General features: G+C 54.4%; 11 protein-coding genes. 9 read left to right on the top strand and 2 right to left on the bottom strand.

Going from position 1 to position 16,092, the window contains the following annotated elements; genetic code table 11:
* The first annotated feature begins 181 nt into the window (after positions 1 to 181).
* Positions 182 to 2,554: a DEAD/DEAH box helicase family protein gene (locus C8K63_RS09620; RefSeq protein ID WP_108216502.1), complete on the top strand. Its 2,373-nt coding sequence runs from the start codon at positions 182 to 184 to the stop codon at positions 2,552 to 2,554.
* A gap of 192 nt (positions 2,555 to 2,746) precedes the next feature.
* On the opposite strand, the gene C8K63_RS09615 is transcribed toward C8K63_RS09620, so the two are convergent.
* Positions 2,747 to 3,649, bottom strand: a complete 903-nt coding sequence (locus tag C8K63_RS09615; RefSeq protein ID WP_108216501.1) for a LysR substrate-binding domain-containing protein — start codon at positions 3,647 to 3,649, stop codon at positions 2,747 to 2,749.
* Positions 3,650 to 3,900: 251 nt separating this feature from the next.
* Here C8K63_RS09615 and C8K63_RS09610 point away from each other — a divergent pair, with 251 nt between their 5' ends.
* From C8K63_RS09610 to speB, 4 genes are all read left to right on the top strand, one after another.
* A complete protein-coding gene (locus tag C8K63_RS09610) occupies positions 3,901 to 5,100 on the top strand; it encodes an agmatine deiminase family protein (protein WP_256594921.1) in 1,200 nt (399 codons plus the stop codon).
* A 322-nt stretch (positions 5,101 to 5,422) separates the two neighbouring features.
* A complete protein-coding gene (locus C8K63_RS09605) occupies positions 5,423 to 6,712 on the top strand; it encodes a polyamine ABC transporter substrate-binding protein (protein ID WP_256594920.1) in 1,290 nt (429 codons plus the stop codon).
* Positions 6,713 to 6,830: 118 nt separating this feature from the next.
* Entirely contained in the window at positions 6,831 to 8,540 is a 1,710-nt protein-coding gene (locus C8K63_RS09600) for an amidase (RefSeq protein WP_108216500.1), read from the top strand.
* A gap of 146 nt (positions 8,541 to 8,686) precedes the next feature.
* Positions 8,687 to 9,643 carry an agmatinase gene (speB, locus tag C8K63_RS09595; RefSeq protein ID WP_108216499.1) on the top strand — a complete coding sequence of 319 codons (957 nt, stop codon included), beginning with the start codon at positions 8,687 to 8,689 and terminating at the stop codon, positions 9,641 to 9,643.
* A 225-nt stretch (positions 9,644 to 9,868) separates the two neighbouring features.
* Here speB and C8K63_RS09590 read toward each other — a convergent pair whose 3' ends face one another.
* A complete protein-coding gene (locus C8K63_RS09590; protein ID WP_218279796.1) occupies positions 9,869 to 11,320 on the bottom strand; it encodes a DUF1254 domain-containing protein in 1,452 nt (483 codons plus the stop codon).
* Positions 11,321 to 12,251: 931 nt separating this feature from the next.
* Here C8K63_RS09590 and C8K63_RS09585 point away from each other — a divergent pair.
* The 4 genes from C8K63_RS09585 to C8K63_RS30615 form a co-directional block, all read left to right on the top strand.
* Entirely contained in the window at positions 12,252 to 12,581 is a 330-nt protein-coding gene (locus C8K63_RS09585; RefSeq protein ID WP_108216498.1) for a hypothetical protein, read from the top strand.
* Positions 12,582 to 13,235: 654 nt separating this feature from the next.
* A complete protein-coding gene (locus C8K63_RS09575) occupies positions 13,236 to 14,795 on the top strand; it encodes an AAA family ATPase (RefSeq protein ID WP_108216497.1) in 1,560 nt (519 codons plus the stop codon).
* On the top strand, positions 14,796 to 15,875 hold the full coding sequence (locus C8K63_RS30100) for a hypothetical protein (RefSeq protein WP_146176385.1): 1,080 nt from the start codon (positions 14,796 to 14,798) through the stop codon (positions 15,873 to 15,875).
* Between the two features lie 29 nt (positions 15,876 to 15,904).
* On the top strand, positions 15,905 to 16,092 hold a 188-nt coding region (locus C8K63_RS30615), incomplete at its 3' end, for a hypothetical protein (protein ID WP_218279795.1).

The following is a 16,092-nucleotide window of genomic DNA, read 5'->3' as shown; positions in this document are numbered from 1 at the left end:
TGCGCGCTCTGTATCCCTCACCGGCAGATTGAGCCAGCCAACGATTTGATGGGGATTAGGGCGGACCTCTTGGGCCCCTGAACCTAACCTCTGTTGTTTGATAACCTCTATGTTTTACTGATGGACTGAGGGTTGTAGCTCGAGGCTACAGGCTTCACCTGAGACGTAGAGGCTGAAGGCAGTGATAAACACTAGTCTGGTGGCGAAGCTAAGGGCTGAGAATGCAAGATTGGTTGCCTTGCTGGATGCTCATGGCATCGAATGGCGCCCGCCTGCTGAGCCAGTCAAGATAGCGATTGTCCAAGCAGAACAATCACAGCAACTCGATACTGATGGAAAGCTTGCCCTATTCCGAAGCTTGTTTCGTGGTAGGACGGACGTTTATCCCATCCGCTGGGAAAGCAAGGCAGGCAAATCAGGATACGCACCCGCTTGCGCAAACGAATGGAGACCTGGCGTTTGTGAGAAGCCCCGAATTAAATGTGGCGACTGCGGTAACCGCCAGCTGCTTCCGCTGACTGATGAGGTGATCTATCGCCATCTGGCGGGCGAAGTGGTCGTTGGTATCTACCCCCTACTCTCTGATGACACTTGTTATTTTTTGGCGGTCGACTTCGATGAGGCCGAATGGCGTGATGATTCCAAAGCTTTTGTGCAGTCATGCCATGAGCTGAACGTCCCGGTGGCGCTGGAAATATCGCGCTCAGGCCAAGGAGCTCATGGCTGGATTTTCTTTGAGCGTAATGTTCCTGCCTGCGATGCGCGCCGCCTCGGTGCCGCAATCATCAGTCATGCCTGTGAGCGCACCCGCCAGTTGGCGCTCAGCTCCTATGATCGACTGTTTCCAAACCAGGACTATATGCCCAAAGGCGGCTTTGGAAATCTCATCGCGCTCCCTTTACAAAAGCGGGCCAGGGCCCAAAACAATAGCGTTTTTGTAGACGACTCGCTTGAGCCTCATCCTGATCAATGGGCCTTCCTGGCATCGATTCAGCGCATGAGTCCAGAAGATATCCAGCCCGTTATTATCCAGGCGATGGGTAATCGGGACCCTCTAGGGGTCGCCTATGTCGATGACGAAGGTGATGCAGAACCTTGGAAAGATCGTGAATCGAGATCACGTAAATTGACATGCCCGTTGCCTGCTGCTGTCAACATCACGCTGGCTAACTTAATTTACTTTGAAAAGTCGGAATTGCCACAGCCATTGGCAAACCAGCTTGTCCGGCTCGCTGCCTTTCAAAATCCTGAGTTCTACAAAGCTCAGGCCATGCGCATGTCAGTGTGGAACAAGCCAAGGATTATCGGCTGTGCCCAGAACTTCCCCAAACATATTGCGTTACCACGTGGCTGTTTGGATGCTGCGCTGGAGCTTTTAGAGGAAAACGGGGTTACCCCTATTCTTAAAGACGAACGCTTCGCGGGCGACCCCATCGACGTGAGCTTTCTCGGGACCCTGCGTTCTGACCAAGAGGCTGCTGTCAGCGCAATGCTAAGTCATGACACCGGTATCCTCTGCGCACCGACAGCTTTCGGTAAAACGGTGAGTGCTGCTGCGTTGATTGCCGCACGTGGCATTAACACGTTGGTGCTTGTGCATCGGACGGAACTGTTAAGGCAGTGGCAAGAGCGCTTGCAGGCGTTCTTGGGAGTCGGGAATGGTGTCGTTGGTACTCTTGGGGGCGGAAAAGCGAAGCTTACAGGCATCATCGACATTGCCGTAATGCAGTCGTTATCGCGAAAAGGTGAGATCAGCGATCAGGTAAAAAACTATGGCCAGATCATCGTTGATGAGTGTCATCACCTATCAGCAGTGTCATTCGAGGCACTACTGAGGAGCGCGACCGCGCGGTACGTACTGGGACTCACAGCAACCCCAGTGCGCCGAGATGGACAGCAGCCCATTATTTTCATGCAGTGCGGACCGATCCGACATTCTGCTGCTCGGCCAGCGAGTGCGCCCCATGACCTATCTGTCGTGCCTCGATTGCTGCCCAAACCAATAGTGGTCCCCGACGGCTTTGGGATTCAGGACGTTTTTCGGCGTCTAGCCGACGACTCTGAGCGGACAGCCAAAATCGTCTCGGAGATTGAGCTGGCGTACAACGAGGGTAGAAAAATTCTAGTGTTAACGGAGCGGACGGAACATGTGGATGCCCTTGAATTAGAATTGAAGCAGCGCGTGCATAACCTTTTCACTCTTCATGGGCGAGTGCCTAAGAAACAGCGAACTTCCCGTATGCATGAGCTTGAGTCCCTTCCCCCTGATGCTCCACGAGTGCTGCTGGCAACAGGAAAACTAGTAGGTGAAGGCTTCGATCATCCGCCGTTGGACACGCTGGTGCTGGCAATGCCCATCTCATGGAAGGGTATCCTTCAGCAATATGCGGGACGATTGCATCGATCGCATGCCGAAAAGGCCGACGTGAGAGTGATCGACTTCGTTGACGAGGGTAATGTCGCGCTGATGAGGATGTGGGATAAGCGCCAGGCGGGTTACAAAGCGATGGGCTACCGCATGGCTGATTCCATGGCCACCATGGACCTACTCTAACTCTAACGTGGTTGACAGTTGACATATCAACGACCCCACTTTCGTAGACGAATGACCGGCCGCTGTCGGTTGGCTGCAGCCCTTCGAGACAGGCTGAAATCGGCCAAAAGCAGCAGTTCAAGACTCCTAAAAACCCAGAGGTCATTCAGCTTTGTGCTGAGCCACGTGAGCGTTAAACCGCCCCAACAACGCTTACGGGTAGGCCGGGACTATCTTTGCCTGCTCGATCAGCCAATCGATGAGCAAAGCTATCTCAGGGATATCGCGACTCTCCTCGTTGCAGATGCAGAAATAATCCATCCCTGTCGGCACCTTCAGTGCAAAGGGTTGCACCAGGCGTCCCTCATCCAGGTCGCGTGACGAGTTGATCTCATCGCTGAGTGCAACACCATAGCCATCGCGAGCGGCCTGCAAGGCGATGCCGAGGTCTTCCAGATGGACATCGGCATCGCCCGGATAGGGCAGGCGAGCCTCAAGCAACCAGCGCCGCCATTGAGTGCCGTCATCTTCATGCAAAAGACGATGGTGAATCAGGTCAGAGGGTTGCTTGAGCGCGTGGGGGCCGCGCAGCAATTGCGGGCAGCAAACCGGAAACATGTGCAGGTTCTGCAATGGTCGCCACCAGAAACCTTCCCAGATCGGGGCGTCATAGAGCACGGCAACATCAGCCCTGCGCCAGTCCACCTCGCTGATGTCGTCGGCAGTAATGACGCGCAGATGAATATGCGGATGTTCTGCACGAAAGGTGAACAACTTCGGCATCAGCCAGGCCGCGCCAAAAACCGGCTCTGTCGAAATGGTCAAGACTTTCGCCGTCGGCTCTTGGAAGTCCGCCTCGCAGATCTGTCGCACCCCTTCAGTGATTTCGCCGATGCCTCGCGCTACCGAACGTTGTAATGCCAAACCACGCTCCGTCAGCACCAGGTGGCGCCCCTGCTTATAGAACAGTTTGATGCCAAGTGAACCTTGCAAGGCTCTGATTTGCTGGCTGACGGCGCCCGCAGTCACATGCAGTTCAGCGGCGGCAGCGCCGACATGGCCCAGCCTTGCAACACATTCAAATACGCGAAACGCATGGAGCGGAGGCAAGGGCATGCGGGTCTACCATTTAGTTTTTCTGCCTGTTTTGTTGGCAATTTATATAGGTTGATTGCGCCTTCAGCAACCGCAAAGATTCAGCGGAGGGAGGCTAAAGACAACAATTCAATAGGTGGCCCTACGAAGCGCAGGCAACAACAGGCGTGGCAAATAAGCGATGAGGGATGGGCTCGGTGCACCTCTACCTGTTTCGCTCGTGTGCCTTGGTAAATGAGATATCTGGCTGGATAACCTGGGGGACTCGTTACATGGATCAAGAACAAGACATTCAGTTGGCAACAGAGCCGTTGATGGCAGATCAAGCCGCAATGGAGGGGCCTACGAACCCGGGAAGGCGCCCGTTCAATATGGGCGCGTTGGTGGCTATTACTGCAACTGCCATCGGTACGTCAGGTCTTGGACGCCTGGCTCGAGCCGCGGAGCCCAACCCTACCTCCGATGGCTATCGGGTGCCCGCAGAGTGGGAGCCACACCAGAGCGTATTGATGGCGTACCCCTATGACAAGAGCTACAAGGACCAGCTGAAACCCATGCAGGATTCTGTCATCAACGTAGCGAATGCCATTGCGCAGTTCGAGCCGGTCTTGATGATGGCGATGACCGGCAATACCGAGGTTGTACGCAAGCGCTGCGGCCCTAACGTTACTGTCATCGAGTATCCATACAACGATTGCTGGACCCGTGATACCGCGCCAGTCTTCGCGCTGAGCCCATCAGGGCACGACATGCTGGGACGCGATTTCATTTTCAACGGCTGGGGCAACAGGTGGTCGGCCACCCTGGATGATCAATTGCCCGTCGGTGTGTGCGCCACCCTTAACGTGCCTAAATCACCAATCAATATGGTGTTTGAAGGTGGCGCGGTGATTACCGATGGGCAGGGCACGCTCATTACCACCGAACAGTGCCTGCTCAATCCCAATCGCAACCCGAGCATGACCAAGGCACAAATCGAGACCACGCTGCTGCGTGCCTATAACGCGAGCAAGATGATCTGGCTGCCGTATGGGGTGTACGGCGACGACGGCGCTGCCGCTACCGATGGGCATGTCGACCTGGTTGCTGCCTACGTCGAGCCAGCCCATCTGTTATTGAATTACCCGTCGGACCCAAGCAACCCCAACGTGCCCAGGATGGCGGCAAACCTGACAGTGCTGCAACAAAGCACCGATGCAAGGGGCCGCCCCTTCAAGATTACCAAGATGCCCGTTCAGCCAACATTCAAGGTGTCAGGCCTGACGGTGGAGAACTTCAGCTACATCAACTTCTACAAATCCAACGTCGGCATCGTGGTTCCTACTTCAAGCACTCCTGCAGATGAGATTGCCTTGAATCTCTTCCGGGAGATTTTTCCGGGACGGCCAGTCGTGGGTGTCGATGGCACCATCCTTGCCAACAATGGCGGTGGTGTGCATTGCATCACCCAACACATTCCTAGTGTCGGTTAGCGCTGAAAAGAATTGCCGCCTATGAGACGCAAGCAATAGCCAGACTGCTTTCCCTCGCAGGGTTGGGCCAGTTCGGCTGATCCAGCCCTGCGCGGGGAATCACCGCCTAACTCCAAAAGATGACGTGCCCGCGTTTGTGCATGCCGCTGCCTGGTGCATCCCGTCAGCGCCTGCACGAAGCGTAGGAGACTTCGGCGTCAGACCATATCGTTTAGTTTTTTTGCTTGAATTACTTGTAGTTTATATAGATTGATTGTGACTCAAGCAGCCGTAACAATTCATTTGGAGCTAGGCCAAAGACAATAATTCAAAAGGTGGTCCTATGAAGTACAAGCAGCAACAGCCGTGGCAAAAAATCGATATGGGAGCGGACTCGGTGTCCTGGCGCACCGCCCGCGTTGGAGTCGGTAGCCTGCGTGCCGTCCTGCTGAAAGCTCTGACGATGCTTGCTGGCCCGGCGCTGGCAGCCGAACGAGTGGGCACCATCTCCCAAAGCTGTGAGAAATGGATCAAGCATCAACTCCCCCGCTCGCTCCTCGCTACGATCTGCAGCCTGGGCCTGCTGACCGCTAACGCGAATGCGGAGGAGCGCACCCTGCGTGTCTACAACTGGTTCGACTACGTCGCCCCGCAGACCCTGGACAACTTCAAGAAGGAGAACGGCGCAAAACTGGTCTACGACATCTTCGACAGCAACGAAACCCTGGAGGCCAAACTGCTCACCGGCAACTCCGGCTATGACGTGGTGGTGCCGTCCGACAGTTTCCTCGCCAAGCAGATTCAGGCCAATGCGTTCCAGCCACTTGACCGCAGCAAGCTACCCAACTGGAAGCATCTGGACCCGCAACTGATGAAGCTGATCGAAGCCAACGATCCGGGTAACCGTTTCGCCGTGCCTTATTTGTACGGAACCGTACTGATCGGTTTCAACCCGGCCAAGGTCAAGGCTGCGCTCGGCGAAAACGCGCCGGTGGACAGCTGGGATCTGATCTTCAAGGAAGAGAACATTGCCAAGCTCAAGCAGTGCGGCGTGGCCCTTCTCGATTCGCCGACGGATATGATCCCCATCGCCCTCCACTACCTGGGCCTGCCGCCCAACAGCACTCAGGCCAAGGACTACGCGAAGGCCGAAGAACTGCTGAAAAAGATCCGCCCCAACGTCGCCTACTTCCACTCCTCAAAATACATGACCGATATCGCCAATGGTGACATCTGCGTGGCCGTGGGTTACTCCGGCAGTTTCTCCCAGGCGGCCAATCGCGCCAAGGAGGCCGGTAACGGCGTGGTGGTGGACATGCGCTTGCCCAAGGAAGGCGCACCGGTCTGGTTCGACGTGCTGGCCATCCCCAAGGATGCGAAGAACCCGGATGATGCCCATGCCTTGATCAACTACCTGCTGCAACCGCAGGTGATTGCTCCGATCAGCGACTTCGTCGGTTATCCCAACCCGAACAAGGACGCCACTGCCCTGGTCAGCCCGGAAATCCGCAACAACCCCAATCTCTACCCCGCCGCCGACATCCAGACTTCTCTATTCGCGCTGGTGCCTCTGCCGTCCAGTGCAGAACGCGCTCGCACCCGTGCATGGACCAAGCTCAAGTCGGGAACCTGACAGTAAATTGCGCTGCGCCAGTGAAACTCAACGGAACCAGGCGCATGGCCGATGCGGTTTCGCTGGCACGCGGCGCCAATCTAGTCACCTTGCAGACCCAGTAGCCATTGGTAAAAGCATGATTGAAGTAACCGAAGTTTCCATTGCCGAGCTGCGCGCAGCCCTCGAAGCTGGCCGAACCACGGCAGTTGAGCTGGTCCAGGCCTATCTCTCACGGATCGATGCCTACGACGGCCCCAACACGCCCACCGCCCTCAACGCAGTGGTGGTGCGCAACCCGAATGCGCTTGAAGAAGCGCAGGCCTCCGACGCCCGTCGTGCCCGTGGTGAGACCCTCGGCCCGCTCGATGGTATTCCCTATACAGCCAAGGACAGCTATCTGATCAAAGGCCTGAGCGCGGCGTCCGGCAGCCCGGCCTTCAAGGACCTGGTTGCCTATCGCGATGCGTTCACCATCGAGCGCTTGCGCGGCGCCGGTGCGATCTGCCTGGGCAAGACCAATATGCCGCCCATGGCCAATGGCGGTATGCAGCGCGGCGTGTATGGCCGTGCCGAGAGCCCGTACAACGCGGACTACCTCACTGCACCCTTCGCCTCGGGTTCCTCCAATGGCGCAGGCACGGCCACCGCTGCCAGTTTCGCCGCCTTCGGCCTTGCTGAGGAAACCTGGTCGAGCGGTCGCGGGCCGGCCTCAAACAATGGTCTGTGCGCCTATACACCGTCGCGCGGGGTGATCTCGGTGCGCGGCAACTGGCCACTGACGCCAACCATGGATGTGGTCGTGCCCTATGCCAGGACCATGGCCGACCTGCTCGAAGTGCTCGACGTGGTGGTGGCCGAAGACGCCGACAAACGTGGCGACCTATGGCGCTTGCAGCCTTGGGTGCCGATCCCCAGCGTCGCCTCGGTGCGCCCCGCTTCCTACCTGGAATTGGCTGCCAGGCCCGCCGCACTCGCCGGCAAGCGCTTGGGCGTACCGCGCATGTACATCAACGCCGACCCCGACGCGGGCACCAGCGAAGCGCCAGGTATCGGGTGGGCGACAGGCCAGCGGATCAACACTCGCCCCTCGGTGATTGCCCTCTGGGAAAACGCGCGAAAGACTCTTGAAGCGGCCGGTGCCGAAGTGGTCGAGACGGACTTCCCGCTGGTCTCCAATTGCGAGGGAGATCGACCTGGGGCGCCGACGGTGTTAACCCGCGGCCTGGTGTCCAAGGAATTCCTCCATCACGAACTGTGGGACCTGACCGCCTGGGCATTCGATGACTTCCTGCAGGCCAACGACGATCCCAAACTAAACCGTCTGGCTGACGTCGACGGCCCGCAGATTTTTCCGCACGCCCCAGGCGCTCTGCCTGACCGCGAAGATGGCCCGGCCATTGGCATGGACGAATACGTGCGCATAGCGGAGCGTGGCATCACCCCGTGGGATCAGATCGCCACGCTGTCTGATGGCCTACGCGGGCTGGAGCAGACCCGGCGTATCGATCTTGAGGAGTGGATGGATCGGCTGGGGCTCGACGCGGTGATTTTCCCGGCGGTCGCCGACGTGGGCCCGGCGAATGCCGATGTCGATCCGCAATCGGCGGATATCGCCTGGAGCAACGGCGTCTGGGTCGCCAACGGCAACCTCGTCATCCGTCACCTCGGCGTGCCAACGGTCACCGTGCCGATGGGTGTGGTGCCGGACATCGGCATGCCCGTCGGCCTGACGTTTGCCGGTCGCGCCTACGACGACTCAGCGCTGCTGCGCCTGGCGTCGGCATTTGAGGCCACCGGATCGAAGCGCTTGATCCCGGTGCGAACCCCACCCTTGCCAGGCGGCTGAAAACCGCAATGGGTCTGGCGCGATAAAGCGCCAATCCTGCCCATTCACGGCAAGCCCGAGCAACAGAAACCAACCTTTGCCCCAGCGAGCACTGCTTGAGCGTGCACATGTCTGGGTCAGCTTCAGTAACCCGCATTGAGAATCCCATGCTAAATGACAATTCGATAATCGATCAGGCGATGACGCGTGACAGCCTGTACGGCACCGAGGGTGAACCGACCTACGGTGGTATCACCAGCTTTATGCGGCGTCGATACACCCGCGATTTGCGTGGTGTGGATATCGCCATCAGCGGCATTCCGTTCGATACCGCGACCAGCAATCGACCGGGCAGCCGCTTCGGACCACGGGCTATACGTGAGGCATCGGTACAGTCCGCCTGGGCACGTCACTGGCCTTGGGAGTTTGACCCGTTCGACCTGCTGGCTTGTGTCGATTATGGCGATTGCTACTTCGATTACGGCACCCCGGAGCAGACCCCGGCGGCGATCAGGGCCCATGCCGAGCGGATCCTGGCGGCAGGTACTGCGATGCTGACCCTGGGCGGCGATCACTTCATCAGCTATCCGCTGCTGCAAGCTCACGCGGCCAAGTATGGTCCGCTGTCCCTGATCCATTTCGATGCACACCATGACCTGGAATCCGACGGCGAGGACAAGCGCATCGACCACGGCTCGATGTTCTATCACGCCGTCCGCGAAGGGCTGGTTGATCCTGCGCGGTCCATCCAGATTGGCCAGCGCACGACCAATGACGACGTCATGGGCTTTCAGGTGTTGAATGCCAGTGAGGTGCATGATCGCTCTACCAAGGAATTAGCGGAGATTATCCGGGCGCGCGTTGGCGACCATCCGGTCTATCTCACCTTCGATATCGACTGCCTCGACCCGGCATTTGCCCCGGGCACGGGGACGCCGGTCTGCGGTGGACTATCGAGCCATCAGGCCTTGGCGATTCTGCGAGGTCTGCGCGGTATCAACCTGATTGGCATGGACGTGGTGGAGGTAGCACCGCCCTATGACCACGCCGAGATTACTGCGCTTGCCGGGGCCGCGTTGGCGATGGAGATGATCTGCCTGTATGCCGCGCGGCATAAGCTGTAAACCAGTGGTCTGGACAACTACAGACATTTTTCGACCAGTTGCTCTCAAGACAGCAACTGGCCGGTTTCTGCCTGTCCCCACCGGCCGCTATATAGGGTCGTTTTTAGCCCTTCGCAACGGACAACAATCGACCAATAGCAGCCCTTGATGTTTGGCTGCTATTGGCAAAAAGGCAGCACAAGCCGACACCAACCTACGGCGAGTATCAGCAATGGGCCGCAAGATTTACTTCGTGACCACCAGCGCCGGTGGCTGCCAGCTGCCGTCGCCAGCGGGAAGAATCGAAGGCGGTGCGGTCTTCGGCCAGTAGAGGCGCATTACCAGAAAGACCGTGTCGTCAGGCGCGGGCAACCAGTTTGCCTCCTTAGCCTTGCCGGGGGAGTCTTTCTGGATGTACAGCGTCAGTGAACCATCCGTGTTTTTCTTCATCGCCGACAGCATCGGCGAATTGATCAGGTAACGGTTGAGCGGATTCTTGACCAGTAGCTGGCTCTTGCCGTCGTACATGGTCACCGACCAGAAGGCATTGACTGGCGGCAGTTTGCCGGCCGGGAAAGTCAGCGTGTACTTGCGCTTGCTGGTATCCAGCGTCTGGCCGGTGCCGTCGGTGCGCGTGTTGGGATACATCGCCTCGACGGCGTCGTTGCCGTAGAGGCCGCCTTTCGCGGCACCAGCACGTTTCAGCCAGTCGGCCTTGTAGAACGTTTGGTCGCCGAAGTACGCGCCTACGCTCCAGCCGTTGATTATCTTCGTCCCGCTCGCGAGGAACTTGTCGACCTTCTCGTCACCGGCCTTCATCCCGAGCAGGACCACGGCCTTGTGCTCGAGCGAGAGGTCTTTAAATTCGAAGCTGCGACCGGGTCCCACCCCAATGCTCGCCAGCTTGGCCCGGATCTCCTTGTCGTCAGCCGATGGCGGCACATACTCCATCGCGGCCGACAGGTACTCGAAGAAGTTGGCCTTGATGCCTTCCGTCGTAGCCGGCACGAAATCAATCTTCGGCGCAGTGGGCGGCGCGGGTTGATGGAGGAAGGCGGACAGCGGCTGGACCTTGTAGCCCGCTTGCACCTTCTCGACATTCGGCATGTCCTTGGCGTTGTAGAGCTGAGTCCGAATGGCGCTCACGGCGAAGGGAGTGGTCGAGGTGAAGACTTTTTTGATACCGGGAGGGGGCACGCCTTTCCAATCAGGACCGACCACCATGTAGTCGCCCGCTTCGTTGCCGGTGGCACGGCTGCCGATGTAACCGTAGTTGTAAGTGTTACCGTCGATCATCTGCACCGAGTAGTAACGCCGCTTGTCCACTGCCGGCACCGAGATCACCATCGGCTCCGCGCGCAGGTCCAGCCAGACAAACGAGTACGGGGTGTCGCTGTTCGGAGTGATGATGGCCGTGTCTTGGTAGGTGAAGACGCGAGGCTCGTTCTTGATCTGGTTGAACGGCGCCTTGAATTGCGGGCCGCCCTTGTCCACAGCATATTCGTTCATCACGGCGTAGTTCATGACCAGCGGTAAGCCGTAAATAAAGCCTTCCTCGGCGATCGCCTTGGTCTGCTCGAGACTCGGCGCGGGTACGCCCTTGGTCACATCCGTCTTGTCTGCCTGCGTGATCGGATCGTTCTTGCTCGCACACCCCGCAAAAAGCGTTGAACCCACGACGACGAGTGCCGCAGCCATTGTCCAGCCCCGGTTAGACTTCCTGTTCATTTCCACCTCGTTAGTTTTGAGCAAGCTGGCACCGTGAGCGTTCATGACCACGGTGAAATAATTTGAATGCTTGAAACCCTCCCGACTTTTTTCAGTAGTGCCAGGTCATGTGGGCGATCAGGGTTTCAATCCAGGCGTTGTCGAACTCGCCTGATACACGATTGCCAGACAAGTTTTTTTGCTGATCGACTGGCGTGCCCCCACACAGACCGCGACCCACTGAAATTCAGGTCTGTCTCTTTACTTAGCGACTGAGTAAATCCTGTGGCGAAGCGCCAACTCACACGCCCAGGGAGTGTAGATCACAATAAGCCAGCATCCCCTTGCGCAGCTGAGCAGCTCAGATTCAGTTCCGTAATATTTACGCGCGCCGTTATGGACCATTTGGCTTCGAGAACAGCCAATCGTGATCAGCAGCCAAAAAGCGGATAGTCAGAGATTAACTCTTGAGGTCCGCCAAAGACCGCTATGGGTCGACAGTTGCCTATAGCGGCAGGCCAGACTCCGCCAAACCTGATTGCTTTGTTAAAAACAATGACTCACACAACATGCATCTCGTCGGAAATTCAAAAGACGGAATCATAAACTTCCCCCGCCCACCTACTCGCATCAAAATACATGCCAAGTATAAATTCATGTACACAAAAAGATGTACATCCAATTTAATCTATACTAATCAAGTAATTAATGTTATTTTCGAGTCTCCCTCGGGCACCAAAATTAAGAAAGGTCTTGCTTTGCAAGGCCTTTTTTTTCGCCTATAGAAAAGCCACCACTGACACCCCGCTAACACTCTGCTGACAACGCGCCGACCTGTAGGAGCTGCCGAAGGCTGCGATCTTTTGATCCTGCTTCTCTTCTACCCTTCTCGCCGGAAGAACATTTCACAAGGATTCCCCCCATGGAATTGCACCTGGAAACCGTCGCCCTCTTCTCCCTCAAACTGGCTTACGAATCGGAAGATTCAAGCCCGATTTTGCGTGACGATCTGGTGATGGGTGACTACCAGCGGGATGTGTTTGAGTTGCTGGTGCGGCGGCGGGATGTTGAGGGGATTCAGTTGAAAGTGGATGAGTGTGTGGGGTTGGCGCTGGGGGCCATTGGGGGTGTGGATAAGCCGTTGGGGCGGGAGTTGCGGAGGTTGGCGGCTGAACTCGCCAGCATTCAGACGATGGAGCAGCTTGATGCCCCGCTCATCGCACTCAAGGATTATCTGAAAGATATTCAATGAATGCGCGCGAGCCACCTTAAAAAGCTGGTGCGCCTGATAATGGGACGCCCTCGCGCCCCTTATCCAAAGATCTATCCCCTTTTCCTCATTCCACGTTGCTTTCCCAGTTTTTTTACCGTCTACCTGGTTAGCCAAGTCCGCTTCCGGCCGATTCTGTTGAAAAAGTCGGTTTGCCCAAAACGCTCGAATACTGATGGGTAAAAACACCTCTTTTGCGTGCTGCTACTTGAAATCCGAGTCGTGAACCTTCTGCCCAAAGCACAGATTTCAATCTCAGGCGCGAACTTTTCTGCTGTGGAAACCGAAGCCGACTTTTTCAACAGAATCGGCCAAAAACGGACGATCGTAACCGTCGGCTTTCGGCTACATGCAGAGTCGTCTGATGAAGCGTCGGGGGGGTATCGATCCCCTGCGGATGTACATACCGCCGATTGAAATTTCGCGGACCAACGCATGCTTGAACCGTTCGGATTTGAGCCAGAGCCATTCCAGTTTTTTTCTGATGCCATTTAGCCACCGGCCTAGAAGTGCTATAAAAGGCTGAAGATCAACGGTAAAGCACCAAGGTCTACTGACTAGATCGTAAAAATCCGCATGGTCGATGGCCAAAATAGTTTCCAACCGTGCAGCTAAAATCCTCGAGAGGCATACAGGATGTTGACCGAATTTAGAGTAAAAAATTTACGTAGTCTAAAAGATACAGGCACGGTAAAACTTTCGCCACTAACTATTTTATTAGGCGAAAACAGTTCCGGGAAAAGCACTTTTCTACGGACTTTTCCTCTCCTCAAACAAAGCGCTGAAACAACGACTAGAAGCTCAATTCTTTGGTTCGGGAAATATGTTGATTTTGGAGATTTCGATCAGGCACTCATAAGGAAACAAGGAGAAAAAGAAATTGTCTTTTCGTTTGGACTGACAGTACCGGACCAAATTTATTACCGCCCAATAAGGGCCCCGAGAATATCTCGCGACAAGGGCGCTTCCAAAGTTACTGTAAATCTTCGCCTCGCATCCTTGGGAAAAGACGGCCTAACAAGAACTGCAGGAATCGATTTAGACATCGAAGGGAATTCGGTTAAAATCGACATCAGCGAGTCCAACAAAATTAGTTCAATATTCGTAAACGGGGTGAATTACAGCAAGTACTGCGAACTGTATTCATATAGCTCCGCGGTTAGATTACTTCCTTATATACGAGCTAAAAGCAACATAGAGAAAGACGATCTCTACAGGTCATGGTGGAGTGGGTTTTGGCCTGACGAGATCATGAACGACTTAGTAGATACGCTAAGAGCTTACTCAAACAAAAGAACTAGTTCAGAATCACTGACAACTGCAGCTTTCAAGGCCGTAATTGGCAGCAAACAAGACATGCTTATTCATTTTAAAAAAATGTTCACCACCAACACTTGGAAAAGCAAAACTCACGACGCAGAGCTCGATAACGAAGTCTTCGTGAAGTACAACAATCTATTGATTTTGGCCAGAACAGGAATAGCTATTTACAATCTAGATGAAATTTTGGACCAGACCTTTAGACGCGTATCTTATATAGAGCCTATTCGCGCCTCAGCACAACGTTATTACCGCTCGCAAGACATCGGAGTTAAAGAACTCGATTCTAAAGGTGAGAACTTGGCGATGTTTTTACGAAATCTAAGCGAGCGGGAAAAAAACGCCTTAGATGAGTGGTCCATGAAAGAATTTGGATTCAGAACGGTAGTGCAATTCAACGGAGGGCACGTGCATTTAGGAGTTGCATTTGACAAAAACAAAGACTCCTACAACCTTGCTGACATGGGGTTTGGCTATTCCCAAGTAATCCCCATTATGATACAGCTTTGGACTATACTTTATAAACCTACTCGAAACGGCATTGAGGGGCTTTCTTATACTTGCGTCATAGAGCAACCCGAACTTCATTTGCACCCACGCATGCAGTCGAAACTAGCAGAAATGCTAGTTTCTGTTGTAAACACAGCTAAAGAAGCCAATATAACCTTACATCTGATTATCGAGACGCATAGTGAAGTAATAGTCAATAAGATAGGCCTTATGACAGCCATGGGCGTACTAAGAAAAGACGATTCAACTATAGTTCTTTTCTCTAAAGAGCCGAACGCCCCACAAACCTCAGTTGAGTTTAGCGGATATCGTGAAAATGGGTCCCTTCACAACTGGCCATATGGCTTCTTTGACTACGAGGCCTAAATGATTATTTACATTAGCGACACTATCAAAGACTGCATCACAAGTGGAAGTTTAAGTCCTACAGAGATCGGCGCTCTCGAAGATATCGCATCAACAGTTCGATCAGGCGATCACTTAGTACTCGGTGACGCGCAATCATTATTCGCCCTTACCAAATTTGTAAAGCTAGGCACATCTGCAAGAACCGCATTTAAAAGTGTGTTTGTTAGAGTTCCACAACAAGAATCAATCCTTGAGAAGGTGGAAGTATATGTGAAAATAATTCCTGGCGACGGTATTCCGAGCCTAAGCACCATAGGGAATCAAAAAATTATTTGTATACCCTTGACTTTCTGTGCCGATATGAATTTTCGAACACCTCTCGAAATAATCTTTGAGGAAATTAATGATCGTTATATCTATGAAATAATCACTGAATGGTACGTCAGTCAAGCTTTGGATGTAAGAACGCTAAATCGTAAATATAGGCCTATCCATGGTGGAGGTAATCGGACGTATTCGGTATTCGAAAGAACTCAAAGCGAAAACAATTCATTTTGTTTGTGTATAACAGATTCCGATAAAAAATTTCCAACTGACGACAGTGGTGCAACCAGCACGAAAGTCCGCGAATCTAACGACGCAACCAAAGTCCTTGCGCACCACCTAGATCTCGACTTTCACGAAATAGAAAATCTCGTACCCCTATCTTTTATTGCAGATAAATCTAATTCGCGCCATACCGATGTAATGATCGCCGCATTGAAGACTGCAGAGCAAAATGGGCATCAAGAAGCTAAACTTTTTTACGACTACAAAAAAGGTTTGAAGTACAGCTTATTACACTCCTGCCCAGATGCGCGTAACTACTGGGGTACAGCATTACCCGCATTCGCTCAGAGCTGCACTAAAGGCTGCCCACCAGAAACCTGTAAATGCGACCTACTGAAACCACTGCAGAATCGAGCAGAGATGCGCTTACACATCGAGCAACTTACGCCGATATGCCCAAACGAATGCCCTATTCTGGAAGCTTTATGGAAAAGCATTGGGTCGACGCTGACCAGCTGGAGCGCCGCGGCTCCGGCAAGATTGGTTTGATATTGGAGAGAGATTAATAGGTTTCAGTCGTGCAAAAATTGAAACAAAGCCTGTTGAATTTAACGCTGCAGGCTCTAGATCGGCTAGGGTCAAAAGCGGTTTCTAATGACCGGCCGCTATTTGCCGATTCTGTTGAAAAAGTCGGTTTTTCAAATGGCCTGAACTCAGGCACGACCACCACCGGAGAACCTACTCACCACATTGAGTGGTTTTTCGG

This window comes from Pseudomonas sp. GV085, assembly GCF_003050925.1.
GTDB lineage: Bacteria > Pseudomonadota > Gammaproteobacteria > Pseudomonadales > Pseudomonadaceae > Aquipseudomonas.
This window is presented reverse-complemented; position numbering and strand designations above follow the sequence as displayed.

What these genes read in the sequence shown, in the direction of transcription:
- C8K63_RS09615 (WP_108216501.1), bottom strand. Translation starts at nt 3,649, where the DNA reads ATGCCCTTGCCTCCGCTCCATGCGTTTCGCGTATTTGAATGTGTTGCA.
- C8K63_RS09610 (WP_256594921.1), top strand. Translation starts at nt 3,901, where the DNA reads ATGGATCAAGAACAAGACATTCAGTTGGCAACAGAGCCGTTGATGGCA.
- C8K63_RS09605 (WP_256594920.1), top strand. Translation starts at nt 5,423, where the DNA reads ATGAAGTACAAGCAGCAACAGCCGTGGCAAAAAATCGATATGGGAGCG.
- C8K63_RS09600 (WP_108216500.1), top strand. Translation starts at nt 6,831, where the DNA reads ATGATTGAAGTAACCGAAGTTTCCATTGCCGAGCTGCGCGCAGCCCTC.
- speB (WP_108216499.1), top strand. Translation starts at nt 8,687, where the DNA reads ATGCTAAATGACAATTCGATAATCGATCAGGCGATGACGCGTGACAGC.
- C8K63_RS09590 (WP_218279796.1), bottom strand. Translation starts at nt 11,320, where the DNA reads ATGGCTGCGGCACTCGTCGTCGTGGGTTCAACGCTTTTTGCGGGGTGT.
- C8K63_RS09585 (WP_108216498.1), top strand. Translation starts at nt 12,252, where the DNA reads ATGGAATTGCACCTGGAAACCGTCGCCCTCTTCTCCCTCAAACTGGCT.
- C8K63_RS09575 (WP_108216497.1), top strand. Translation starts at nt 13,236, where the DNA reads ATGTTGACCGAATTTAGAGTAAAAAATTTACGTAGTCTAAAAGATACA.
- C8K63_RS30100 (WP_146176385.1), top strand. Translation starts at nt 14,796, where the DNA reads ATGATTATTTACATTAGCGACACTATCAAAGACTGCATCACAAGTGGA.